At 69.4% G+C, this 24750-nt stretch carries 24 protein-coding genes; 17 read left to right on the forward strand and 7 right to left on the reverse strand.

Going from position 1 to position 24750, the window contains the following annotated elements; translation table 11 throughout:
* Nucleotides 1–5: 5 nt before the first annotated feature.
* A complete protein-coding gene (locus AC3DE3_RS07815; RefSeq protein ID WP_488369591.1) occupies nucleotides 6–725 on the reverse strand; it encodes a DUF8017 domain-containing protein in 720 nt (239 codons plus the stop codon).
* A 6-nt stretch (nucleotides 726–731) separates the two neighbouring features.
* Entirely contained in the window at nucleotides 732–1208 is a 477-nt protein-coding gene (locus AC3DE3_RS07820; protein WP_488369592.1) for an SRPBCC family protein, read from the reverse strand.
* Nucleotides 1209–1493: 285 nt separating this feature from the next.
* Here AC3DE3_RS07820 and groL point away from each other — a divergent pair, with 285 nt between their 5' ends.
* From groL to AC3DE3_RS07865, 9 genes are all read left to right on the forward strand, one after another.
* Nucleotides 1494–3116 (forward strand): chaperonin GroEL, encoded by a 1623-nt coding sequence (gene groL / locus AC3DE3_RS07825; RefSeq protein WP_488369594.1) that lies wholly within the window; start codon nucleotides 1494–1496, stop codon nucleotides 3114–3116.
* A 244-nt stretch (nucleotides 3117–3360) separates the two neighbouring features.
* A complete protein-coding gene (locus AC3DE3_RS07830) occupies nucleotides 3361–3504 on the forward strand; it encodes a hypothetical protein (protein WP_167507208.1) in 144 nt (47 codons plus the stop codon).
* 48 nt (nucleotides 3505–3552) lie between these two features.
* Nucleotides 3553–3708 (forward strand): hypothetical protein, encoded by a 156-nt coding sequence (locus AC3DE3_RS07835; protein ID WP_260488839.1) that lies wholly within the window; start codon nucleotides 3553–3555, stop codon nucleotides 3706–3708.
* A 208-nt stretch (nucleotides 3709–3916) separates the two neighbouring features.
* A complete protein-coding gene (locus AC3DE3_RS07840; RefSeq protein ID WP_488369595.1) occupies nucleotides 3917–4063 on the forward strand; it encodes a hypothetical protein in 147 nt (48 codons plus the stop codon).
* Between the two features lie 49 nt (nucleotides 4064–4112).
* On the forward strand, nucleotides 4113–4265 hold the full coding sequence (locus AC3DE3_RS07845; protein ID WP_488369596.1) for a hypothetical protein: 153 nt from the start codon (nucleotides 4113–4115) through the stop codon (nucleotides 4263–4265).
* Nucleotides 4266–4700: 435 nt separating this feature from the next.
* Nucleotides 4701–4850 carry a hypothetical protein gene (locus AC3DE3_RS07850; protein WP_488369597.1) on the forward strand — a complete coding sequence of 50 codons (150 nt, stop codon included), beginning with the start codon at nucleotides 4701–4703 and terminating at the stop codon, nucleotides 4848–4850.
* A gap of 125 nt (nucleotides 4851–4975) precedes the next feature.
* Nucleotides 4976–5152, forward strand: a complete 177-nt coding sequence (locus tag AC3DE3_RS07855) for a hypothetical protein (RefSeq protein WP_488369598.1) — start codon at nucleotides 4976–4978, stop codon at nucleotides 5150–5152.
* A 370-nt stretch (nucleotides 5153–5522) separates the two neighbouring features.
* Nucleotides 5523–6626: an alpha/beta hydrolase gene (locus AC3DE3_RS07860; RefSeq protein ID WP_260488834.1), complete on the forward strand. Its 1104-nt coding sequence runs from the start codon at nucleotides 5523–5525 to the stop codon at nucleotides 6624–6626.
* 148 nt (nucleotides 6627–6774) lie between these two features.
* Entirely contained in the window at nucleotides 6775–7677 is a 903-nt protein-coding gene (locus AC3DE3_RS07865; protein ID WP_488369599.1) for an alpha/beta fold hydrolase, read from the forward strand.
* Here the strand turns inward: AC3DE3_RS07865 and AC3DE3_RS07870 are convergent.
* Nucleotides 7637–9814, reverse strand: a complete 2178-nt coding sequence (locus tag AC3DE3_RS07870; protein ID WP_488369600.1) for a prolyl oligopeptidase family serine peptidase — start codon at nucleotides 9812–9814, stop codon at nucleotides 7637–7639. The genes AC3DE3_RS07865 and AC3DE3_RS07870 overlap by 41 nt on opposite strands.
* 168 nt (nucleotides 9815–9982) lie before the next feature.
* Here AC3DE3_RS07870 and AC3DE3_RS07875 point away from each other — a divergent pair, with 168 nt between their 5' ends.
* Together AC3DE3_RS07875 and lpdA are read left to right on the forward strand one after the other, a co-directional pair.
* Complete coding sequence (locus AC3DE3_RS07875; protein ID WP_260488831.1) at nucleotides 9983–10123, forward strand: hypothetical protein; 141 nt, start codon at nucleotides 9983–9985, stop codon at nucleotides 10121–10123.
* Between the two features lie 123 nt (nucleotides 10124–10246).
* The gene (lpdA, locus tag AC3DE3_RS07880; RefSeq protein ID WP_260488830.1) at nucleotides 10247–11641 is read left to right on the forward strand and encodes a dihydrolipoyl dehydrogenase; all 1395 of its coding nucleotides are present in this window, start codon (nucleotides 10247–10249) and stop codon (nucleotides 11639–11641) included.
* Between the two features lie 111 nt (nucleotides 11642–11752).
* Here the strand turns inward: lpdA and AC3DE3_RS07885 are convergent, their stop codons facing one another.
* A complete protein-coding gene (locus AC3DE3_RS07885) occupies nucleotides 11753–12535 on the reverse strand; it encodes a hypothetical protein (RefSeq protein WP_260488829.1) in 783 nt (260 codons plus the stop codon).
* Nucleotides 12536–12791: 256 nt separating this feature from the next.
* On the opposite strand from AC3DE3_RS07885, the gene AC3DE3_RS07890 reads away from it, so the two are divergent.
* Together AC3DE3_RS07890 and AC3DE3_RS07895 are read left to right on the forward strand one after the other, a co-directional pair.
* Entirely contained in the window at nucleotides 12792–13520 is a 729-nt protein-coding gene (locus AC3DE3_RS07890) for an HAD family hydrolase (protein ID WP_260488828.1), read from the forward strand.
* Nucleotides 13517–16009, forward strand: a complete 2493-nt coding sequence (locus tag AC3DE3_RS07895) for a glycoside hydrolase family 65 protein (protein ID WP_488369601.1) — start codon at nucleotides 13517–13519, stop codon at nucleotides 16007–16009. Before AC3DE3_RS07890 ends, AC3DE3_RS07895 begins: the two co-directional genes overlap by 4 nt.
* Before the next feature lie 108 nt (nucleotides 16010–16117).
* Here AC3DE3_RS07895 and AC3DE3_RS07900 read toward each other — a convergent pair whose 3' ends face one another.
* The 3 genes from AC3DE3_RS07900 to ramB all read right to left on the reverse strand — a co-directional run bounded on the left by AC3DE3_RS07900 (nucleotide 16118) and on the right by ramB (nucleotide 19490).
* Nucleotides 16118–16987, reverse strand: a complete 870-nt coding sequence (locus tag AC3DE3_RS07900) for a type IV toxin-antitoxin system AbiEi family antitoxin (RefSeq protein WP_488369602.1) — start codon at nucleotides 16985–16987, stop codon at nucleotides 16118–16120.
* Between the two features lie 458 nt (nucleotides 16988–17445).
* Nucleotides 17446–18030 (reverse strand): carboxymuconolactone decarboxylase family protein, encoded by a 585-nt coding sequence (locus tag AC3DE3_RS07905; RefSeq protein WP_488369603.1) that lies wholly within the window; start codon nucleotides 18028–18030, stop codon nucleotides 17446–17448.
* A gap of 5 nt (nucleotides 18031–18035) precedes the next feature.
* Nucleotides 18036–19490 carry an acetate metabolism transcriptional regulator RamB gene (ramB, locus tag AC3DE3_RS07910; protein WP_488369604.1) on the reverse strand — a complete coding sequence of 485 codons (1455 nt, stop codon included), beginning with the start codon at nucleotides 19488–19490 and terminating at the stop codon, nucleotides 18036–18038.
* 195 nt (nucleotides 19491–19685) lie between these two features.
* Between ramB and aceA the strand changes: the two genes are divergently transcribed.
* The 4 genes from aceA (at nucleotide 19686) to AC3DE3_RS07930 (ending at nucleotide 24730) form a co-directional block, all read left to right on the forward strand.
* Nucleotides 19686–20975: an isocitrate lyase gene (gene aceA, locus AC3DE3_RS07915; protein ID WP_488369605.1), complete on the forward strand. Its 1290-nt coding sequence runs from the start codon at nucleotides 19686–19688 to the stop codon at nucleotides 20973–20975.
* 137 nt (nucleotides 20976–21112) lie between these two features.
* The gene (locus tag AC3DE3_RS07920; RefSeq protein WP_488369606.1) at nucleotides 21113–22030 is read left to right on the forward strand and encodes a 3-hydroxybutyryl-CoA dehydrogenase; all 918 of its coding nucleotides are present in this window, start codon (nucleotides 21113–21115) and stop codon (nucleotides 22028–22030) included.
* A 4-nt stretch (nucleotides 22031–22034) separates the two neighbouring features.
* The gene (gene metE / locus AC3DE3_RS07925) at nucleotides 22035–24404 is read left to right on the forward strand and encodes a 5-methyltetrahydropteroyltriglutamate--homocysteine S-methyltransferase (RefSeq protein ID WP_488369607.1); all 2370 of its coding nucleotides are present in this window, start codon (nucleotides 22035–22037) and stop codon (nucleotides 24402–24404) included.
* A 17-nt stretch (nucleotides 24405–24421) separates the two neighbouring features.
* On the forward strand, nucleotides 24422–24730 hold the full coding sequence (locus AC3DE3_RS07930; protein WP_260488821.1) for a hypothetical protein: 309 nt from the start codon (nucleotides 24422–24424) through the stop codon (nucleotides 24728–24730).
* Nucleotides 24731–24750: the final 20 nt, after the last annotated feature.

Consider the following 24750-nt stretch of genomic DNA (forward strand, 5'->3'; position numbering starts at 1 on the left):
CGACGTCACACGGAGTTCTCGTAGCGCAGCGACGCCACCACGGCGTCGACCGTCTCGCTCGGCTGGACGCCGGGTTCTCCCTCGTCGGCCATCAGGACGAACACGATGGAGGCGGGTGCGCCGTCCGGCCCCCGTGTGGACACCGCGACGGTGTCGAAGCGGATGGTCGGGGGCGTGCAGGCGTTGCGTGGCGGCCGCACCTCTCCCCGCAGTGACACGTACCAGGCGGGCACCCCCGAGACGCCGATGCTGCGGGCCTCGGGGACGGGGACGTCGGCACCGGCCTCGGTGAACCGCCGGTCGATCGAGTCCGCCATGGCGCGGGACGCGGACTCGGCCTGCTCACGCGCGTCGCCGGGCAGGACCGTCGCGCTGATGCCGGCCAGCGTCCGGAAACTCAGGCCCCCGAGACGGCAGTAGCCCCGGTCGGCGATGGAGTTGGCGGTGGTGACGTACCCCGAGCCCCAGTCGGACCCGGGATCACCGCCCTCGGTGTCGCCGCCGAGGGGATCCCCGACCTCCCACCCGGGCGGAACCGAGTACACGAGCCCGGTGGGACTGCGCACGTCCTGCCAGTCGGCGGGTGGGGGACCGGCGGCCAGGGTGGGCCCGGGCTGCTCACGGGTGGGCTCGTCGGCGTCGTCGACGCCCCCCGGCCACAGGGCGCACCCGGAGAGCGACGCGACGAGGGAACCGGCGACGAGGGCCGTGGCGGCCCGGGTCATCCCGGGTCAGCCCCGCTCGGCGAGGGCCTTGATGCGCTGCAGGGAGGAGGACACGCCCCGGTCCATCTCGCTGGTGAACGACCGCTGGCCACCGAAGAGCTTGTCGGTGAGGAACCGGGAGATGAAGGTGAGTCCGTCCGGGACCTCGCGGCGCTCGGTGAGGAGGGTGCCGCCGGACGGGGTGGGCTCGAGTTCGAACACCCACACCGTGGTGTTCTCCGTGATGCGGTTCGCGAAACGTCGACCGGGCTCGAACTCCACCACGCGACTGGTCGTGGGCCAGACGATCGGTCCCCGCCTGTTGAGGTTCAGTGCCCACGTCCCCTTGGTGGTGCGGCCGCCGAGGGCGAGGATCTTCCAGGCCTGGCTGCTCCACTGGGTGGCGTTGCGGACCTCGGAGATGACCTCCCAGACCCGGGCCGGTGGGGCGTCGATCTCGATGGAACTCTCGATGGCGCCTTCGGTGGCGGCTTCGGTGGGCATTGACGGGCCTTTCCGACGGATGGCTGGGACGGCGTCTCGATGGTAGGGCAGGGCAGGGGCGGATGAGGGGCGTTCGCCGAGCGCGAACTTCCGATCCGGGCCTTTGCACTCGTCGGGGGCGAGTGCTAGAAAAGCGATTGGCACTCGGCTACCCTGAGTGCCAGCAAGATCTGAGAACTGAGGTCGCAAGGTGAGGCGCGGATCCGACACGGTCCGCACCGTCCGTCGCGGGCACCGACGCTGACCACGTGCGTGTCACCCCATACCCGGAGGATGATTCACCCCATGGCAAAGATGATCGCGTTCGACGAAGAGGCCCGGCGCGGCCTGGAGAGCGGTCTCAACCAGCTCGCCGACGCCGTCAAGGTCACCCTCGGCCCCAAGGGCCGCAACGTCGTGCTGGAGAAGAAGTGGGGCGCCCCCACGATCACCAACGACGGCGTCTCCATCGCCAAGGAGATCGAGCTCGAGGAGCCGTACGAGAAGATCGGCGCCGAGCTGGTCAAGGAGGTCGCCAAGAAGACCGACGACGTCGCCGGCGACGGAACCACCACCGCCACCGTTCTCGCCCAGGCGCTCGTTCGCGAGGGCCTGCGCAACGTCGCCGCGGGTGCCAACCCGATGGGCATCAAGCGCGGCATCGAGAAGGCCGTCGAGGCCGTCACCAAGCACCTGATCGACTCCGCCACGGAGATCGAGACCAAGGAGCAGATCGCTGCGACCGCGGGCATCTCCGCCGGCGACCCGGCCATCGGCGAGCTCATCGCCCAGGCCATGGACAAGGTCGGCAAGGAGGGCGTGATCACGGTCGAGGAGTCCCAGACGTTCGGTCTGGACCTCGAGCTCACCGAGGGCATGCGCTTCGACAAGGGCTACATCTCGCAGTACTTCATGACGGATCCGGAGCGCCAGGAGGCGGTCATGGAGGATCCGTACGTCCTGCTGGTCTCGGGCAAGGTCTCCACCGTCAAGGACCTGCTCCCGCTGCTGGAGAAGGTCATCGGCGAGAACAAGTCGCTGCTGATCATCGCCGAGGACGTCGAGGGCGAGGCCCTGTCGACCCTGGTCGTCAACAAGATCCGCGGCACCTTCAAGTCCGTCGCCGTCAAGGCCCCGGGCTTCGGTGACCGCCGCAAGGCCATGCTGCAGGACATCGCCATCCTCACCGGTGGCCAGGTCATCTCCGAGGAGGTCGGCCTCTCCCTCGAGACCGCCGACATCTCCATGCTCGGTAAGGCCCGCAAGGTCGTCGTGACCAAGGACGAGACCACCATCGTCGAGGGCGCCGGGGACCAGGGTCAGATCGAGGGCCGGGTCAACCAGATCCGCGCCGAGATCGAGAACTCCGACTCCGACTACGACCGCGAGAAGCTCCAGGAGCGCCTCGCCAAGCTCGCCGGCGGCGTCGCCGTCATCAAGGCCGGCGCTGCCACCGAGGTGGAGCTCAAGGAGCGCAAGCACCGCATCGAGGACGCCGTGCGCAACGCCAAGGCGGCCGTCGAGGAGGGCATCGTCGCCGGCGGCGGCGTCGCCCTGGTGAAGTCCGAGGTCGCCATCGAGGGCCTGTCCCTCGATGGCGAGGAGGCCACCGGCGCGAACATCGTCAAGTTCGCGCTCAGCGCCCCGCTCAAGCAGATCGCCTTCAACGCCGGGCTCGAGCCGGGCGTCGTGGCCGAGAAGGTCCGCAACCTGCCGGGTGCCCAGGGCCTGAACGCCGCCACGGGCGAGTACCAGGACCTCCTCGAGGCCGGTATCAACGACCCGGTCAAGGTGACCCGTTCGGCGCTGCAGAACGCCGCGTCGATCGCCGCGCTGTTCCTCACCACCGAGGCCGTCGTGGCCGACAAGCCCGAGCCCGCCGCGCCCGCCATGCCGGGTGGCGACGAGATGGGCGGCATGGGCTTCTGATGTAGCCCACCCCAGCACGCGGCCGTGGCCCGCACCGGAGATCCGGTGCGGGCCACGGCTTTTGTCGGGCTCTCCCGGGGCGTCGGGTCACGTAACACGATCGTCACGTGGGCCTCCCCGCGTAAAACGTCTGTGACCTGCGGTTAATGAACGGTTTCGTCTCTGGTGGCTGCTGAACGGCCGCCCTAATGTCTGTGTCAGGCGCCTCGGAGGGCGCCGGAACACACTGAGAACGGAGACCCCCATGCCCAACTTCGGTCAACTGTCCGACCTCTTCGGCGGAATCACCGACATCCTCGGCGCCGTCGTCTTCTTCACCGGGTCCCTGGGTGGCGAGGGTGGGGTCAACGACTTCATCGGCGCGATCACGAGCATCAGCGCCGACTAGCGGTCAGTACTCACCCATATCTCACCACCACCTACCTAGGAGCAGACGATGACTTTCCCCGAATTCGGATCCCTTGCCGGCGTCAGTGGCGCACTGGGCTTCCTCAATGACTTCCTCGGCGCGTTCGGAGACGTGTTCTCCGGACTCGCGTACTTCACCGGGGGCGACTTCCAGGAAGCGCTGGCGGGAGGGTTCCTCCAGTGAGATAGACCCTGTCGGGGGAGGCGACTGTCCCCGACGGCCCGCACCGGTCCCCCGGTGCGGGCCATGGTCCATTTCGGGGGCTCGGCGCGCGCAGTATGTGACCCGCGGTAACAATTGTGTTGCGGACCTTGTGGTGAGATGGAGCACTTCTTACTCTTGCAGGTAGGCGCTCTACCGGGCGCATGAAGCAACTGGGAACGGAGACCTCATGCCCAACTTCGGTCAGCTGTCCGACCTCTTCGGGGCGATCACCGACATCCTCGGCGCCGTCGTCGTGTTCACGGGATCTGCGGGCGGCGGTGACACGGGAGTCAACGCCTTCGTCGAGGCCATCTCCAGCATCAGCGCTGCGTAGCGGTCGACAACCATCCACCCCGAACATTCGCAGACACCAGGAGTAGACGATGACCTTTCCCGAGTTCGGATCCCTGACCGGCGTCAGCAGCGCGCTGGAGATCCTCAACGGCTTCCTCGACGCGTTCGAAGACCTGTTCTCTGGCCTTGCGTACTTCACCGGAGGCGACTTCCAGGAGGCGCTGACGGGCGGCTTCATGTAGTGCCATGACCCCCGCCGGGGACGCGACTGCCCTGGCGGAGAGGAACGGCCCGCGCGATTCTCCCTCGCGCGGGCCGTTTCGTGTCTACGGTGCTTGGGTGACCGGCGATCGCCGGGGGGCGGGGTCCGCTGGGGGCGGGTGCCCCTGAGCGCACTCCCCCGGGTGAACTGCGGGTGTCGACGGTGAACGGTTGACCAGCGCCGACGGGCCTCCGGGTCAGCGTCAGACGAACATCGTTTGAATGCCTTCAATTAATGAGACTTCTTAAGGGTTCGTAGTTTATGGTGACTCAGGGCACACGCCCGGCACCGAGCTCACTGCCGGTGTGCGAGGGGTGAGCTGAGACGCACGTCATAATTGACTTGGGTGCGACTTAGGCTAACCTTACCCAGGGCCCCGTGAGGCGGGGCGACACCACACTAAAGGGAGAAACACATGCCTGACTTCAAGGCGATCAGCGACGTTCTCACCAACGTCAAGAATCTCATCGACGGCCTTACGGGCATGACCGGCTCTCTCGCCGGCAACGGCCTGGACACTGTACTGGGCAGCCTGGGCCAGGCGGTGCCCGGAATCGAGGAGTGACCTTTGGTCTCCTCCCGGAATTGCATTCCGGACCTGTGCCGCGACCGCGGGCCTGACAGCGGCGACCTCAGCAGTTTCTAGAGTGACGGACCTCCGCACTCGCCATCTACCTCAGGGAGAAAATCATGGGCAGCGAAGCATTCGGCGCAGACGGCAGCTTGGGCGGCATCCTTGGCAAGGAAGGGACCCTCGGCGTCCTCTCGGACATGCTCGGCTGGGTCAACAACCTCGTCAAGGGCATCGGCTACTTCGCCGGTGGCGATCTCCAGACCGCCATCGCGAACGGCTTCATGAAGGTCTGAGTCGCGAACTGGCTCGATGAGGGGCTCCGGGCTGCGGCCCGGGGCCCTTTGTCATGGCCGCGGCGCGGTCCCCGTTCTCGGCGGTCGAGCCGTCGGGCTTATGAATTTTCTCATATCGGTAACGGGAACCGAAGTGCCGTCGATATTGTTGACGTGAGCCGCAGCGGCCGGCTCCGCGGTTCCCACCGGCTCGCCCGGATGTGGAATCCTCGGGGCAGTCCCCTGCGGATGCAATTCGCAAGTATGGGACACACCGGTGGTACAGGTGTGTTCAATGGGACTTGTGTGACTACTGGGAATCGGGTTAGCGTTCTCCGTGAGAGCGTGCCCGGGTCCGTCTGTGAACAACGAGAATGTAAGGCGTCGAAATATGCGTTCAGTGAAGCGGTTCGGCACGAAGGTCGCGGCAGCGGCCCTCGCTGCGGCCATGGTCCCCGTCGTCGCCACGGGCACGGCCCAGGCCCAGGGCGGGAGCATCCAGTACACCAAGGCCACGGCCCAGAACAAGGTCGTCGAGACCAGGCTGCCGGACGGCCGCATGATCGTCTCGGTGTGGTCGGACAAGATGGCGATCGAGGTCCCCAACATCGTCCAGCCCCCGCGGGACGGTAACGCCGGAGCGCCGGTGCTGTACCTGATCAACGGCGCCGGTGGCGGCGAGGACTCGGCCACCTGGCAGGCGCAGTCCGACGTCAAGAAGTTCATGTCGGACAAGGACGCCTGGACCGTCACCCCGATCGGCGGCGCCTTCTCGTACTACACCGACTGGCAGAAGCACGACCCCAACGTGCAGACCCGTTACGCTCGCGAGACCACTCGCCCGATGGCGTTCGAGACCTACCTCGCCGAGGAGCTCCCGAACCTCTTCGAGAACAGGTACGGCGGCAACTACCAGGGCCGTAAGCGTGGACTCGCCGCGATCTCCATGACCGCCACCTCGGTCCTGACGATCGCCCAGAAGCACCCGGGCAAGTTCCAGGCCATCGGCTCCTACTCCGGCTGTGCCGAGACGTCCACGCCGATCGGGTACCAGTTCATCAACATCGTCACCGGCATGCGTGGCGGCGCGAACCTCGACAACATGTGGGGTCCCTTCCCCGGTGCGGGCTGGACCGACAACGACCCGGTGTGGGGCGCGTGGCGCTTCAAGGACCAGATCGCGAAGAACCAGCTGCCCGCCATGTTCATCTCCACCGGCAACGGACTGCCCGGGCCGCACGAGTCGCTCGAGAACTGGCGCCTGCGCAACAGCATCCCGGCGCTGGCCAACCAGGCGATCGTCGGCGGCATCATCGAGGCGGCCACCCAGTACTGCACGGCCAACCTCGCCCGCCGCTTCGGCGAGCTCGGAATCCCGGCCCACTTCGACTTCGCGCCCAACGGCACGCACTCGTGGGGTTACTGGGAGGACGACCTCAAGCAGTCGTGGCCGATGATGGCCCAGGCGATGGGCGCGCGCTACGGCGCGATCTGATCGACTGACCCAGGTGCCCGCGCGGCAGGTCCGCGCACCCGGCGCCCCGGACGTCCGCGAACCCCGTCCCACCGACGACTGGTGGGGCGGGGTTCGTCGTCTCCGGGGTTGCCGTGCCGAACGGAGTGCAGTCCGGCATCCTGTACACATGACCAAGATCGAGTACCCGCAGCGGGTCGAGTTGCAGCACTCGGACGGCAGCACCAGCCCGCTGCTGATCGTGGAAGCCGATCAGCAGGATGGGAGACGGCCGGCGATCCTGCTGCTGCCGGGCATCGCCGTCGGCGCCCGCTACTACCTCCCCGTCGCCCGCGCGCTGGCGGCCGAGGGCGTGGACGTCGCGATCACCGAGCTGCGCGGCCAGGGGGAGAGCACCTACCGCATCGGACGGCGCAGCGGACCCGCCGGATATCACGAGAGTGCCGGGGAGGACGTGCCGCTCGCGCTGGACGCGATGGAGCAGCGTCTGGGCTGCCGGTCCGTCGTACTGCTCGGTCACAGCATGGGCGCGCAGATCGGCGTCTATCACCTGGCCCGGCACGACCCGCGGGTGATCGGCCTGATCGCGGTCGCAGCGCAGTCCCCGTTCCACCGGGGGTTCCCCGGGTCGCTGGGGACGAAGCTGCGTGCCGCCTCGATCATCCTGCCGACGCTGGGCCGGCTGTCCGGGCACGTGCCGGGCCAGTTCTTCGGCGCCGAGGGCAGGATCCCGGCGAGCCGCGTCCGCGACTGGTCGCGGCTCGCCGGAAGCGGCGACATGCAGCCGGCCCGCGCCGACATCGACTACCGCGCGGGTCTGGCCCGCGTCACCGTCCCCGCGCTGGCCGTGGTCATCGCCGACGACCAGCTCGCTCCCGCCGGCGCCGCACGGAACCTCCTGGCCATGCTCCCGTCGGCGCCCACCACGCTGGAGCTGGAGCCGGAGGCGCTGGGCCACAACGCGTGGGCGCGCCGTCCCGCGGAGGTGGTCGCCCGGGTGCTGGCGTGGATCGACAGGGAACTGGGCGCCGTCACCCCAGGTCGGGGCGACGACGAGGAAGCCGACGCCTGAAGAACTCGTACGTGAGGACCGCCTTCCGCGCCTCCTGCGAGTTGTCCGCGGCGCCGGCGTGCCCGCCCTCGATGTTCTCGTAGTACCGGACGTCGTGGCCCGCGGCCTCGAGCGCGGCCGTCATCTTGCGGGCGTGGCCCGGGTGGACGCGGTCGTCCCGGGTCGAGGTGGTCATGAGCACCGGAGGGTAGCGGACCTCGGAGGCGGGCCGGATCTGCTGGTACGGCGAGTACGCTCCCAGGAAGTCGTCCCAGTCGGCGGAGTCCGGGTCCCCGTACTCGGCCATCCACGACGCGCCGGCGAGCAGTAGGTGGTAGCGCTTCATGTCCAGCAGGGGCACGGCGATCGCGATGGCCCCGAAGAGCTCCGGATAGCGGGTGAGCATGACCCCCATGAGCAGGCCGCCGTTGGACCCGCCGGTCGCTCCGAGCTGGTCGCGGGTCGTCACGCCCGTCTCGACGAGGGCGCGGGCCACGGACGCGAAGTCCTCGAACGCCCGGGGTCGGTTCTCCCGCACGGCTGCCCGGTGCCACGACGGCCCGTACTCGCCGCCCCCGCGGATCCCGGCCACGACGTACACCCCGCCCTCCTCGAGCCAGAGCGCGCCGCGCAGGGCGGCGTAGGCGGGCCGCATGGACACCTCGAACCCGCCGTAGCCGTAGAGGATCGTCGGCCGTGGTCCGTCGGGGCCCGGCCCGCGCATGACGGTGTACGGCACCTCGGTGCCGTCGTCGCTCACGGCGGTGTGGCGGGTCACCTCGATCCCGGAGGTGTCGAAGCGGTGCGGGGTCGAGCCGAGGGTGGTGGTGCTGCCGTCCGCGCGGAGCAGGACCAGCGACGGGGGGACGACCGGCCCGGAGACCGCGAGCACCGCGTCATCCGGGTGGGGCCGCCCGCTCCCGGAACCCGGGGCCGCGAGATCGCCCGCCGCGGAGGCCGGGTCGTCGATCCCGGACAGTCGGTCGCAGGACAGGACGTCGACCGAGACGTGGTCCGGCAGGCCGTCCACGGGCAACGGGGTCCACTCGCCCTCGGCGTCGTGCGGGATCGCGTACGCGTCGATCCGTGACTCGGTGTCGTCGAGAACGGTGAGCAGGATCCGGCCCCTGCCCCACGTGATGTCCTCGACGGTCGTCGACGGGGTGGGGGAGAACAACACGACCGGCTCGGGCAGCCGTTCCGGGTCGGCGTCGACGGCGGCCCACCGCACGACGAGCACCGACCCGCCGGGATGGGAGTCGCCGGCGATCTCGAGGTCGGTGCGGGGGCGGAGCAGCAGCCAGTCGCCGCACGAGGTGACGTCGCAGTCCTCGGGCACGGGGACCACACGGGGTGGGGTGGAGCGGGGATCGGCGCCCGGGGTCCAGAAGACCTCCTGTGAGGTGTGGAAGTCCGGGGCCCGGCTCGCGAGGAACCTGCCGGTGACCGGATCGTGCGAGGCCCCCACGGCGACGTCGTCGGTGCGGCCCTCGAAGATCACGGGCGCCTGGGCGGGATCGGTCCCGCGCCGCCACAGTCGGACCACGCGCGCATAACCCGAGTCGGTGGCGTCGGAGCCGGCCGGGTCCAGTGGCGCGGTGAGCAGCACGGCGTCGCGGTCCACCCAGGACACCGAGCACTTCGCCTCGGGCAGGTGGAACCCGCCCTCGGACGCGGGGACGAACCGGCGCTCGGTGAGGTCGTACTCGCGGACCTCCACGGCGTCCGCGCCACCCCGGGACAGCCGCAGGAGCGCCCGGTCGTCGGCGGGGCGTCGCACGACGGTGCCGGAGTACACCCAGCTGACGCCCTCCTCGTCGGCGAGGGCCCCCACGTCGACGAGCGTCTCCCACGCCGGGTGGTCGACCCCCGGCGCGCCGTCGGTCAGTACGGTCCACGGCACCCGGCGCCACAGCCCGCGGGGGTGGTCCCCGTCCTTCCACAACGTGTACGCGTAGCGGCCGCGCAGGACGGGCCACGCGATCCGGTCGGTGGCGTCGAGGATCTCCAGTGCCCGGGAGTGCGCGGCCTCGGCGTGCTCGCCGCCCGCGAGGTCGGCGACCGTCTGTTCGCTGCGCTCGCGCACCCACCCGAGAGCGTCGGGGGAGTCGACGGCCTCGAGGTGGAGATGGGGGTCGGGGATCACGGTGTCGGTCATGCCTCGATGATGCACGTGACCAAGCGAACAGACCGAAACGCACGGTAGATGTTCACAGGCCCTTGTTACGCGTTCGTGAGGTCAGTAGCATCTGCGGTAGCCACGGGTCGACTGACCCGGCCATTCTCGACAGCGTCGGGGATGCACACGATAAACGGAGATACACATATGGGTTCCATCACCGACCTCATCAGCAGCGGCTCCGGCGAGTCCGGCTCCTCGACCGGCACCATCACCGATCAGATCGCGGAGACCGTCGGCGACCTGGTCGCCACCGCCCTCAAGTCGGTCCTGGGCAACCTGTCCTGATCTTCGCTGACGCGAGCGCCCGCGCCGCCTTCTCCACACGGAGGGGGCGGCGTCGGTCATTTCGGGTGCAGTTCCGGCCCGCTCCACCGTTCTGGTGTCGTAGGGGGCGCTACCCTGAGTGTCGTGGCTGACACTCATTACGATCTCATCGTCCTCGGCGCGGGCCCCGGTGGCTACGTCGCCGCCATCCGCGCCTCGCAGCTCGGCCTCAAGGTGGCCGTCGTCGAGGAGAAGTACTGGGGCGGCGTATGCCTCAACGTGGGGTGCATCCCCTCCAAGGCCCTTCTGCGCAACGCGGAGTTGGCCAACACGGTCCTGCGCGACGCGAAGACCTTCGGCATCTCCGGAGACGTCTCCTTCGACTACGGCGCCGCCTTCGACCGCAGCCGCAAGGTCTCGGACAGCATCGTCAAGGGCGTCCACTTCCTGATGAAGAAGAACAAGATCACGGAGATCGACGGCTACGGCAAGTTCGTCGACGCCAAGACGATCGAGGTCGACGGCACGGAGTACACGTTCGATAACTGCATCATCGCCACCGGGTCGGTGGTCAAGACCCTGCCCGGCATCGAGCTGAGCGAGAACGTGGTGAGCTACGAGGAGCAGATCCTCTCCCGCGACCTGCCGAAGTCGATCGTGATCGTGGGGGCCGGCGCGATCGGTATGGAGTTCGCCTACGTCATGGCCAACTACGACGTCGACGTGACGATCATCGAGTTCATGGACCGCCTCCTGCCGAACGAGGACGAGGAGGTCTCCAAGGAGATCGCCAAGCACTACAAGAAGCTCGGTGTGAAGGTCCTGACCGGTCACAAGACGACCAAGGTCACCGACAACGGCGACTCCGTCGAGGTCGAGGTGGAGAAGAAGGGCGACGAGGGCAATTCCCAGACCCTGACCGTGGACAAGGTGCTCATGGCCGTCGGGTTCGCCCCGCGCGTCGAGGGCTTCGGACTGGAGAACACCGGCGTCGAGCTCACCGACCGCGGCGCGATCGACATCGACGACAACATGCGGACCAACGTCGACGGCATCTACGCGCTCGGCGACGTCACGGCCAAGCTGCAGCTGGCGCACGTCGCCGAGGCCCAGGGCGTGGTGGCGGCCGAGACCATGGCCGGCGCCGAGACCCAGACGCTGGGCGACTACCGCATGATGCCGCGCGCCACGTTCTGCCAGCCGCAGGTCGCCTCGTTCGGGCTGACCGAGGCCCAGGCGAAGGACGAGGGCTACGACGTCAAGGTCGGCAAGTTCCCGTTCTCCGCCAACGGCAAGGCCCACGGACTCGGCCATGCGACCGGATTTGTCAAGGTCGTCGCCGACGGCACCCACGGCGAGCTGCTGGGCGCCCACCTCATCGGCCCCGACGTCTCCGAGCTGCTGCCCGAGCTGACCCTGGCGCAGATGTGGGATCTCACCGCCGAGGACATCGCCCGGAACGTGCACACCCACCCGACGCTGTCCGAGGCCATGAAGGAGGCCGTCGAGGGCGTCGGCGGCCACATGATCAACCTCTGACCGCCTCCGGCGGGCCCGGCACCGGGCCCGCCGGCGCAACGAGAAGAGCGTTCCGCACCGACCCCTCTCGGGGATCGTGTGCGGAACGCTCTTGTCGTCGGGCTGTGCGCGCTACTCGGCGTTGACGAGCTTCTCCATCTGCGCGGTGTAGATCGCGTCGAGGGCACCGGCCGCGGTCGGCAGGACGGGGTCCGCCGCCGGGTCGTCGCCGCGGGCCGCGTACTCGACACTCACGGTGGTGTCGCGGGCGAAGCCGTGGATGGCGATGGCCCGGCTCAGCGACCGGGTGCCGTCCGGCTTGGTGGTGATGAAGTCGCTGGTGACCCGGAAGCCCTCGGCGCCGTTGATCGCCGGGGCGTCCGCGACGGTCATGGTCAGTTCGACGTTCGGGTTGGCCGCGCTGCGCGAGGTGGTGCACGCCTCGTACAGCGACCGGTCCATGAACTCGTCGAGCTTCTCGCCCACCATGCCGATCCCGAAGCGGTGCTCGGTCTCGTCCTCTTCCGACTGCTTGTAGCGGACGGCCGCCGTCACACCGTCGGTGGTGGCGTGGTTGGAGACGGTCTCCAGACGCGAGACCTTGTCGCACGCCGGGTTCTCCATGAGCTGGCGCCCCTGGTCGGCGACGAGCTTGTCGACCGCCCCCTGCAGGAGCCCGCGGTCGATCACCTGGACGACGCCTCCACCGGGCGCCTCGCCCTCCGCCAACACGAGTTCCTCGACGGGCGCCTGCGGGGCGGACTGCTCCACGGTCGCCGACGTCGGGGTATCGCCCGAGGGCTCGGCGCCCCCTGAGTTCTCGTCATCCGACGAGCAGGCCGTGAGAGCGGCCGCGGTGGCCAGCGCGAGACCGGCGATCGCGACGCGGCGGGGGGTGCGGGTGCGCAGGCGCATCTCTCTCCTTTGTCTTTCGGTTACCCCACATAGTGCCACCGGGCCCCGAGGTTCTGTGCATCCTGCCCGCGCGCGCCGCGGCCCGGTGTCCGCGCGTTGCGCGGACCGGGGCCCGAAGTCGGGGGCGTCACCGTGGTGGGAGGAAGCGGTGGAAACCGCCCGGTGGGTCTAACCTTGGTCAGTCACCTGACGTGCCCGATCGGCACCCCGGACGAACACCCCGACCCGGAAACCAACCCGGAAATAGGACAACGCTATGAACCATGACGGTGTGGACGCCGTGCTCTTCGACCTGGACGGGGTCATCACCCCCACGGCGGAGAAGCACATGCAGGCGTGGAACCGGATGTTCACCGAGTACTTCGACGCCCGCGGGATCGACCCGTACTCGGACGAGGACTACTTCCGCTACATAGACGGCAAACCGCGGGTGGAGGGCATCGCGTCGATGCTCGCCGCGCGGGGACTCACCCTCCCCGAGGGCGACGACGACGACGGCCCGGACGCCGACACCGTGCACGGGCTGGGTCTGCGCAAGAACGTCATTTTCCGTGAGCTGCTCGACCAGGGCATCGAGGCCTACCCCGGGTCGGTGGCCTACCTCGACGCCCTCGACGCCGCCGGCATCGCTTCCTGCGTGGTCTCCAGCTCCAAGAACGCCGAGGCCGTGCTCACCGCGGCCGGACTGCGGGACCGGTTCGAGGTGATCGTTGACGGTCTCGTCGCGGCCGCCGATTTGATCCCCGGCAAGCCCCGCCCCGACACGTACCTGCGGGGAGCCGAGCTGCTCGGTGTGCCCGCGGACCGCTGCGTGGTGATCGAGGACGCCGTCTCCGGTGTGCAGGCCGGCGCCGCCGGCGGGTTCGCCCGGGTGGTCGGCGTGGACCGCGGGGCCGGGCGTGAGACCCTGCTCGCCGAGGGCGCCGACCTCGTCGTCGTCGACCTGGCCGAGCTCATCCCCGGACTGACGGAGACGAACCGGTGACCCGAATCCCCATCTCGCGAGGCCCGGTGCACGACACCGTCGGCCAGTCCGTGCCCGGCAACATCCGCACAACCTACGGCGTCAATCTCCGCAGCCACCTCGAGGTCCCGGAGATCAACCGCTCCACCCACCCCGCCGACCCGTGGCGCTGGGTCGAGACCCGCCCCAAGGCGTCGCCGCTCGGCGTGTCGGAGACCCAGTTCACGGTGGCCAACGGCTACCTGGGCATGCGCGGCAACCCGGAGGAGGGTCGCGACTCGGTCCAGCACGGCACCTTCGTCAACGGCTTCCACGAGACGTGGCACATCCAGCACGCCGAGGACGCCTACGGGCTCGCGCGTGAGGGCCAGACGATGATCCAGGCCCCGGACACCAAGACGATCCGCATCTACGTCGACGACGAGCCGCTCCGCCTGTCCGTGGCCGACCTCGAGCACTACGAGCGCAGCATCGACTTCCGGGACGGCGTCCTGCGCCGCGAGGTGGTGTGGCGTACGCCCGCCGGCAAGAAGGTCGTCATCCGCTCCAGCCGGATGGTGTCGATGGTGGAGAAGCACCTCGCGGTGATGACCTACGAGATCGAACTCCCCGACGAGCCCGCGCCCGTCGTGATCTCCTCGCAGGTCCTCAACAGGCAGGACGGCGAGAACGAGTACAGTTCCTCGGAGGGTGCCCCGGCACAGGGTTTCGACCCCCGCCGCGCGGAGGGGCTCGAGCACCGCGTACTCGACCCGCAGGTCACCGAGGAGCAGGGCGGCTACCACGTGCACGGCTACCGGTGCACCAACTCGGGGATGACGATCGCCGTCGCGGTCGACCACCTGCTCGAGACCGAGGACGACGTGGCCATGAGCCACGAGATCGACGACGACTCCTCCAAGGTCGTCTACCACGCGCACGTCACGCCGGGGCGCGTGCTCAAACTGACCAAGCTGGCCGCGTACCACACCTCCGAGGTCGTCCCCGCCAGCGAGTTGGCCGAGCGCTGTTCGCGCACCCTGGGCCGGGCCCGCGTACGCGGGGTCGAGGACCTGCACCGGACCCAGCGGGACTGGTACGACCACTTCTGGGACCGCGCCGACGTCGAGGTGGAGGGGCCGACAGAGACGCAGCAGGCCATCCGGTTCAACCTCTTCCAGCTGGCCCAGGCATCGGCTCGGGCCGAGTACAACGGGATCGCCGCCAAGGGCGTCACCGGCAGTGGCTACTCCGGCCACTACTTCTGGGACACCGAGACCTACGTCCTGCCGTTCCTCACGTACACGATGCCGCGGTTCGCCCGGAACGCCCTGCGCTTCCGCTACAACATGCTGGACAAGGCACGCGACCGGGCCAAGTACCTGTCGGTCAAGGGCGCCCTCTATCCGTGGCGGACCATCAACGGCGAGGAGGCGTCGGCGTACTACGAGGCCGGTACCGCGCAGTACCACATCAACGCCGACATCGCGCACGCCCTGGTCAAGTACCTGTGGGCCACCGACGACCAGGAGTTCATGATCCGCGAGGGCGTGGACATGCTGGTCGAGACCGCACGGATGTGGGTCTCGCTCGGGTTCTTCGACGGCGACGGCATGTTCCACATCCACGGCGTGACCGGGCCCGACGAGTACACCACCGTCGTGGACAACAACCTGTTCACCAACGCGATGGCCCGGTTCAACCTGGTCGCCGCGTCGATCGCCTGCAAGCGCATCGCCGACCTCGGCGACGGCCGGTGGGAGGGCATCTGCCGACGGTTGAACCTCCGTGACGACGAGATCGCCGAGTGGAGGCGCGCCGCCAAGAACATGGTGATCGCGTTCGACGAGGAACTGGGCGTGCACCCGCAGGACCAGGACTTCCTCGCCAAGGAGGTCTGGGACCAGGATCTCGAGGACCCGCGCCGGCCGCTGCTGCTGCACTTCCACCCGCTGGTGATCTACCGGCACCAGGTGCTCAAGCAGGCCGACGTGGTGCTGGCGATGTTCCTGCGCGGCGACGAGTTCTCCGAGGCGGAGAAGCGGGCGAATTTCGAGTACTACGACCCGCTCACCACCGGTGACTCCACGCTGTCCGCGGTGGTGCAGTCGATCATCGCCGCCGAGATCGGGTACTGCGACGAGGCGTTCGAGCACTTCCAGAAGGCGCTCGTGGTGGACCTGGCCGACGTGCACGGCAATGCCGCGGACGGCATCCACGTGGCCTCCACCGGCGGGGTCTGGTCCGCGCTCGTGAGCGGGTTCGGCGGGATGCGGGACTACCGCGGCGACATCTCGTTCGACCCGCGGGTGCCCGCGGAGTGGTCGGGACTGACCTTCCGGCTCACGGTCCGGGGTACGCACGTCCGGGTCCGCTGCACGCACGCCGAGATCACGATCGAGAACCTCAACGGCGCCGACTTCGAGTGCACCGTGCAGGGGCGACCGCTGACGGTTCCGGCGGGGCAGACGGTGGTCGAGGAGCTCGACGAGCGGGCCCGCGTCTGTCTGTCGCCACCCGTGCGCGTCTGACCTGCGCCGCCGCGCCCCGGGCTCGACTTATGCGTCCGGAGTGATCGGTTCGGACGCGGGTATGCGCTGCGAATGGTCCGTAGACGGCGCGCAACTCGGCGGGCACCGTCATGACGCCCGGCCCGCGACCCGGCGCGTATACGCGTCCCGAACCTGCGCGAGGAGCGCGTCCCGTTGCAGGCGGAACATCCTCCGGTCCACCACGATTACGATCCAGCCCGCCGCCTGCAGACGATTGCGGCGGTACCGGTCCCGGGATTGCTGAGCGGGATCATCGTGGTGGGCTCCGTCGTACTCGACGGCGATCCTCGCCACCGGGTCGGCGAGGTCGAGTCGGTAACCGAGCTCACGCACCTCGACCTGCGGAACGAACGCGGTGAAACCGGCATCACGTAGGAACAGCCTGGTCTCCGTCTCACGCGGGGATTCGCTGCGGGGATGGGCGTCTGTGAGCACTCGCCTGGCTCGGGCGACCCCCCAGGTGCCGACGTTCTCCTCGATGTCCTCTTCCAGCTCGCGCTGGGTGAACCCCCGGCGATAGAACTTCTCCACCGCCAGCACCCCGCTCAGGTGATCGCTGAAGCGGGCGAGGTCGAAGGCGGTCCGGCGGCGAGAGGTCACTCGGATTCCTCGCCGGACTTCTATCGCGGTGGAGGGGATGCGGTATCGCCGCACCCGGAGGCCGCTGCGGGTCCTGCCGACCGGGCCGACACACAGTTCCGGTACCGCGTCATCGGGGGCCGCTATCCCGTGGAGCACCGCCGCCGACCAGCCGGTGAGGACAGCATCCGGGTAGAGCCGGGAGTAGGCGACCGATAACGTCTCGAAGTTGACCGGGAGGTGTGCCGGTAGCCACAGTTCGTCCGCGATCTTGGTGAATTCGCGCTCGCGGCGTCGGCGGGGGAGGGCGGTGAGCTCGCTGCTGAGCCGAGCCTGGGACAGCACGGGGTGCACGGGTCCTCGGGGGCGTCCAGTCATACGTCGAAGCATGCCGGGCACAAAGGGGGACGCCTTCTGATCGCGGTCGTGGGACACCGCCTCTGTGGAGAGCGCGGTGGGGTGTGGAAACCTCCGGCCCGTCGTATGGTCCTGCCCTCGGGGAGGGCCACGGCGCACCGGCTGCGCGCCGGGAATGGTCCAGAGAAGGCGCGCACCGAGCTGCAAGCCGTGCATAGCGCGCGCGTAAGCCGGAGGGAGCGCGCGACTATTCGAGACGAGGCCGCAGTCCTCAGTCGGCCCGGTCTGGACGAGCGAACCTGCTGGGCTTCACCGGGACGGGTCGTCGCAGCAGATTCGCGTCCTGAATGGTCCCAACAAGGCGCACAACCGGCTTGAGGCCGTGCAGAGAGGGCGCGTAAGCCGGGGGTGGAGGGTGGAGGGCGGAGGGTGGAGGGCGGAGGGCGTGGCCCGGCGGGGCGGTGGGGCTGCGGAGCCGGTCAGGCAGGGCGGTCCGGCTGGACCCGGAGTGCGTGCAGCGACGTGGCCAACCCGTCGTACTGCGCCACCAGCTGCACCAGCCCCACCAACTCGGAGTCGCCGAGGTGCGAGGAGAGCTCCGCCCAGGTGTCGTCCGAGATGTCCTTGGTCTGCACCAGCTCGTCGACCGCGGTCAACAGCGCTCGCAGCCGGTTCGGCCACCCGGCGGTGGCGGGGTCGGCGGTAGTGCGGGTGATCTCGTCGTCGTCGAGTCCTACTCCCGCCCCGATCCGCTCGTGGTGGGCCCGCTCGTACGCGCTGCCCCGCAGGTGCGCGACGCGCAGGATGACCAGTTCGGTGGTGCGGCGGTCGAGGACGCCGAAGGGCATCATCATCCCTGAGTAGGCGAGCCACGCGGGGAACAGGCGGCGGGCGTGGCCGAGGGTGGCGAACAGGTGCACGTCGCGGGTGCCGGTGACACGTGCGCCGAGCCGGTTGACGGCCCAGCCGAACGGGCCGAGCTCGCGGAGGCCGCCGGGCCGGATGCGGGGGACCTGCGCGGCGGTTCCGTCGCGGCTGTCGCTGCTCTCGTGGGGCTGGCTCATGGCCGTCAGGGTAGGCCAGCCGCCCCGCCGGGGGAGGCCGGTTCACCGAGGAGGTACGGCGAGAGCGAGGACCGGTGGGCGTCGACCCGCAGTGCGTGGTTGAGCGGCGGGAAGGCCCGTTGCGGGCACGCGGGGCGGTCGCACATGCGGCAACCGGAGCCGATCTTGGTGGCCGCGTCGACGTCGTCGAGGTCCAGGCCCTGCGCGTACACGGTCCGGTGGGCGTGGCGGGCTTCGCAACCCAGACCGATCGCGAAGGTCTTGCGCGGTTGGCCGAAGCGCATGGGCCGGGTGGTGACGGTGCGCGAGACCCACAGGTGGAGACGGTCGTCGGGCATCTGCGCGACCTGCCGCATGATCTTGCCGGGGAAGGAGAACGACTCGTAGATGTTCCACAGCGGGCACGTGCCGCCGGAGGTCGTGAAGTGGAACCCGGTGGCGGACTGACGCTTGGACATGTTGCCGGCGCGGTCGACGCGCACGAACGAGAACGGCACCCCGGACGCGCCCGGCCGCTGCAGGGTCGACAGTCGGTGGCAGACCGTCTCGTAGCCGGTGGCGTGGAAGGCCATGAGCCGCTCGACGTCGTAGCGGAAGTCCTCGGCGGTGTCGAGGAACCGCTGGTAGGGCATGAGGACGGCGGCGGCGAAGTAACTGGCCAGGCCGCGCAGGGCGAGCGCGACGGCGGCGGGGGAGCTGAACGAGCCCTCCTCGACGAGGCTGTCGAGCAGATCGCGGTGCTCGAGGAAGGCCAGCTCGGAGGCCACGCGGAACGCCTGCTGCCCGGGCGTGAGGTGCGCGGACAGGTCGAGGCGCCGCTCCTCGGTGGAGTAGCGGTGCCACAGTCCGTCGGGCAGGTCGACGCGGCGGGCGATGCGGACCCCGTGGGCCTCGGCCAGGCGGTGCTCGAGTTCGGCGCGCACATCCCCGCGGTTGAGCCGGATGCGGGTGGTCAGGTCCTCGGCGGCGGTGTCGAGGGAGTCGATGTAGTTCTGCCGCTGGTAGAAGTAGTCGCGCACCTCCTCGTGCGGCATGGACAGCACCGAGCGGTCCACCGAGTTGTCCGGGACGTTGCGGGTCTCGGTGAGGGCGGCGAGCAGGTCCGCCGAGTTGCGGTAGCGCTGGTGCAGCAGCATGAAGGCGCGGGCGAGGGCGGGGTGCGCGCGGACGAGCTCGACGACCTCGGCGGCGGGGACCTCGGCGGAGAGCTGCGTGTCGGTGAGCGCCTCGGTGACCGCCGCGATGAGCCGCGTGTCCGAGTCGGAGGCGAAGAACGCGGAGTCGACGCCGTAGACCTCGGAGATCTTCACCAGGACCCGGGAGGTGACGGGGCGGGTGTCCTTCTCGAGTTGGTTGAGGTACGACGACGACAAGCCGAGCGTCTGCGCGAAGGCGGCCTGGGTCAGGCCGTTCTCCTCACGCAGTCGACGCAGTCGCGCGCCCATATGTGAGGCCGTCATCGGCTTTCCCCCCTGAGGTCCGTGTCGTGCCCCACAATCTTCGCAAACTTTGCAAAGAAGGCAAAGAAACTCGCCACATTCGCACTTGTCGCAGGTAGACGCGCTGTCCGCCATGTGGCATTGTGTCTGGCGTAAGGGGCCGTAACTCGCAAGAGTGCGAATCCGGACCCGACCCCGAGACAGAAAAGAGTCGCGATGTCGAACATCGGCAAGGCACGTACCGCTGAAGAGATCCAGCAGGACTGGGACACCAACCCCCGCTGGAAGGGCATCACCCGCAACTACACGGCCGAGCAGGTCGCGGAGCTGCAGGGCACCGTCGTCGAGGAGCACACCCTCGCCCGTCGTGGCGCGGAGATCCTCTGGGACAAGGTCAACAACAAGGACTTCGTCAACTCCCTCGGCGCCCTCACGGGTAACCAGGCCGTCCAGCAGATCCGTGCCGGCCTCGAGGCCGTGTACCTCTCCGGCTGGCAGGTCGCCGGCGACGCCAACCTCTCGGGCCACACCTACCCGGACCAGTCGCTGTACCCGGCCAACTCGGTCCCGACCGTCGTCCGTCGCATCAACAACGCCCTGCTGCGTGCCGACGAGATCGCCCGCATCGAGGGTGACACCTCGGTCGAGAACTGGCTCGCCCCGATCGTCGCCGACGCCGAGGCCGGCTTCGGTGGCGCCCTGAACGCCTACGAGCTGCAGAAGGCCATGATCGCGGCCGGTGCCGCCGGTGTGCACTGGGAGGACCAGCTCGCGTCGGAGAAGAAGTGCGGCCACCTCGGTGGCAAGGTGCTGATCCCGACCAACCAGCACATCCGCACCCTGACCTCGGCCCGCCTCGCCTCGGACGTCGCGAACGTGCCGTCCGTCATCATCGCGCGCACCGACGCCGAGGCCGCCACGCTCATCACCTCCGATGTCGACGAGCGGGACCGCCCGTTCATCACCGGTGAGCGCACCGCCGAGGGCTTCTACAATGTCAAGAACGGCATCGAGCCCTGCATCGAGCGCGCCAAGGCCTACGCCCCGTTCGCCGACCTCATCTGGATGGAGACCGGCACCCCGGATCTCGAGTACGCCAAGCAGTTCGCGGAGGCCGTCAAGGCCGAGTACCCGGACCAGCTCCTGGCCTACAACTGCTCGCCCTCCTTCAACTGGAAGGCGAACCTGGACGACGACACCATCGCCAAGTTCCAGAAGGAGCTCGGCGCGATGGGCTTCAAGTTCCAGTTCATCACCCTGGCCGGCTTCCACTCGCTCAACTACGGCATGTTCGATCTGGCCCACGGTTACGCCCGCAACCAGATGACCGCGTTCGTCGACCTGCAGCAGCGCGAGTTCAAGGCCGCCGAGGAGCGTGGCTTCACCGCCGTCAAGCACCAGCGTGAGGTCGGCGCCGGCTACTTCGACCGCATCGCCACCACGGTCGACCCCAACACGTCCACCGCGGCGCTGAAGGGCTCCACCGAGGAGGGTCAGTTCCACTGACCGCTGGTTGACCCCACCGGGTCGACCCGGTAAGGAACGCAGACTCCACCGGGGGCCGCGGCCGTCTCGACGAGGCGGCCCGGCCCCCGGTGGCGTATCCACCCCAGACCTCCCTCCTCCCGAAGGGCCCAGGACAGATGAGCAGCTCCCGCGACGGCACCGACCCGGAGCGGATCACCCGCGTCGGCGTGGTGGGCGCCGGGCAGATGGGCGCCGGCATCGCCGAGGTGTGCGCCCGCGCCCATGTCGACGTCCTCGTCTGGGAACCCACGCGGGACCTGACCGCGAGCGGCCGCGCCCGCATCCTCGACTCCCTCGACCGGGGAGTGTCCTCCGGCAAGATCACCGCCCGCGAGCGTGAGCAGGCCGCGCTCCGGCTGCGTTTCACCACCGACCTCGGGGACTTCGTCGACCGCCAGCTGGTGATCGAGGCGATCGTCGAGGACGAGGGCGCCAAGACCGCCGTGTTCCGGCAGCTCGACGCGGTCGTCACCGACCCCGACGCGGTACTGGCCTCCAACACCTCGTCGATCCCCATCATGAAGCTCGGGACCTGCACCGCCAGTCCCCGACGCGTGATCGGCATGCACTTCTTCAACCCGGTCCCCGTGCTCCCGCTGGTGGAGGTGGTGAGCACCCTCGAGACCGGCGTCGCCGTCCGTGAGCGCGCCGAGGCGTTCGCCGAACAGGTCCTCGGCAAGCAGGTCGTCCACTCCGCCGACCGCGCGGGCGCCGTGGTCAACGCCCTGCTCGTGCCGTACCTGCTCTCCGCCATGCGGATGGCCGAGTCCGGCCACGCCACCGCCGAGGACATCGACCGGGCCATGGTCCTGGGCTGCGCCCACCCCATGGGCCCGCTCGCCCTGGCCGACCACGTGGGTCTCGACACCGTCAAGGCGATAGCCGACTCGATGTACGCCGAGTTCGCCGAGCCGCTGTACTCGCCGCCCCCGCTGCTCCTGCGGATGGTCGAGGCGGGCAGGCTCGGCAAGAAGAGCGGCCACGGCTTCTACCGCTATGACGCGCCGCGGGCGATGGCACGCGCCGCGCGCTGAGATCGTGTCGTCGTCGTCGTCACCGCACCTCGAACCCACCCGCGCCTCGTCCGTCCTGGGGTACCCGCGCATCGGGCCGCGCAGGGAGCTCAAACGCGCGCTCGAGCGGTACTGGCACGGGGACGGCACGCGCGCCGAACTGCTCGCCACCGGCCGCCGGCTCCGCGACGCCACGTGGCACGACCTGCGCGCCCGGGGCGTCACGCAGATCCCCGGGAACACCTTCTCCTTCTACGACCACATCCTCGACGACGCCCTGCTCGTGGGCGCCATCCCCGCACGGTTCCGCGAGCTCGTCGACGGCCTCACCCCCGTCGACACCGTGTTCGCGCTCGCCCGTGGCCGCGCCGACGTGCCACCGCTCGAGCTGGTCTCGTTGCAGGGCACCACCTACCTCTACCGGCAGCCCGAGTTCGACGAGGCCTCCGAGCTGGGGCTGCGGCCGGACGAGCTACTGGCGGAGGTGACGCGGGCGCGGGAACAGGGCGTCGAGATCCGGCCCGTGATCACCGGCCCGCTGACGCTGCTCCTGCTGAGCAAGGCCGCACCCTCGGCCGCACCCTCGGCCGCGCCCGGGTTCGAGCCGATCGACCTGCTCGACCGCCTGCTGGCCGAATACGAGGCGCTGCTGGACGTGCTGGCCGGCGCAGGCGTGACGTGCGTGCAGTTCAACGAACCGTGCATGACGATGGAACGCACCGCCGACGAGATCACCGCGCTGCGCCGTGCCTACGACCGGCTGTCGGCGGTGGCGACGCGGCCGCGCATCCTCGTCACCGGCGAGTACGGGGACCTGGGGGAGGCGCTGCCGGCGCTGGCCGCGACCGGCATCGAGGCGATCGGGCTGGACCTGGTGTACGGGCGGCGCTCGGCCACCGAGCTCGCGGACGTACCGGGGCTGCGCGGCAAGCGCCTCTACGCCGGCGTCGTGGACGGCCAGAACGTGTGGCGCACCGACAAGTTCGCGACCCTGGACTACCTGCGCGAGCTCAAGGCGGTCTTCCCGGACGTGGTGGTGTCGACCTCGTGCACGCTGCTGCACGTGCCGTACGACGTGGTGGCCGAGACCGGCCTGCCCGCCGAGCTCGCGGACTCGCTGGCGTTCGCCGAGCAGAAGGTCGCCGAGGTGGTCTCGCTCGCGCACGCGCTGGTCGACGGCCCCACGCCGCGCTGGCGCCGGTTGCCGGTGCTGCCCAGCGCGCGCCGCGAGGACGTGCGGGCGAGGACCGCCCGGGTCGACGACGACGACAAGGTCCGCGTCCCCTACCCCGAGCGGGCTGCCCGGCAGGCAGACCGGCTCGGACTTCCCACGCTGCCCACGGCGACCCTCGGATCGTTCCCGCAGACCGTGCAGATCCGGCGGGCCCGCAGGGACCTGGCGGACGGGCGGATCGACTACGACCGGTACTGCGACTACCTGCGCGCGGAGATCGCCTCGGTGATCCGGCTGCAGGAGGACATCGGCCTGGACGTGCTGGTGCACGGCGAGGTCGAGCGCAATGACATGGTGCAGTACTTCGCCGAACTGCTCGACGGGTTCGCCGCCACCCGCAGCGGCTGGGTCCAGTCCTACGGCTCGCGCTGCGTGCGTCCGCCGATCCTGTACGGCGACGTGGCGCGGCCCGCGCCGATGACCGTGGAGTGGACCGGGTACGCGCAGTCGTTGACCGACCGCCCGGTCAAGGGGATGGTCACCGGCCCGGTGACGATGCTCGCCCGGTCCTTCTGCCGCACCGACCTGGCGCTGCCCGAGGTCGCCACCCAGCTGGCGCTGGTGGTGCGCGACGAGGTGGCGGACCTGGAGGCGGCGGGGACGGCGATCATCCAGATCGACGAACCCGCCATCCGGGAGCTGCTGCCGCGCCGCGGCGCGGACCGGCGCGCGTACCTCGACTGGGCGGTGGGCACCTTCCGGCTGGCCTCGGCAGGGGCCCGACCGGACACCCAGATCCACACCCACCTCAACTACTCGTCGCTGCAGGTGATGAAGGAGGCGATCGAGGAGCTCGACGCCGACGTCACGGCGATCGTCGCCACCCGGTCGATCGAGTGGGTGCTCGACGCCCTGACCGACCACACGCTGACCCGGCAGGTCGCGCCCGGGGTGTACGAGTCGAGGTCGGGATTCGTGCCGGACATCGACCTGCTGCACGAGCGCCTGCTCAGAGGGGTGGACGCGGTGGGGGTGGACCGGCTGTGGGCGGTGCCGGACGGCGGGCTCAAGAGCCGCTACACCTGGCAGTTGGAACCGAGCCTGCGCAATCTGGTCACGGCCGCGCGACGGATCCGACGGGCGGTTGCCCCGGATCCACGGGGTTCTAATAAGATCGGACACGAGCAAGGCCCGGGTCACGGATCCGGGATCGGTAGTTGAGAGAAGAGGACGACATCATGGCCGGTCAGACGCTCGAGCACACTGGTGCCGCCATCGTCGAGGAGTACTACCCGGAGTACGCCGCGGAGGTCGCCCCCACCTACCCGCTCTACTCCACCTCGATCTACCTGGGCTCGGTCATCCTCCTGCTGAGCATGAGCATGCTGGGACTGCCCATCACCGCGATCGGCTACTACACGCAGAACGCCGGCGTCTCCCTCGGGCTGGTCGTCGCCGCCGTCGTCGCGACCGCCGTCGTGTTCCTGGTCGGCCTGTTCATATGCATGTACGGGTTCCGTAAGCACGGCCGCGAGGACGCACACTGACACTCGATCCGGTCGTCGTC

It is taken from the genome of Dietzia sp. IBK-p2-16D, assembly GCF_057773085.1.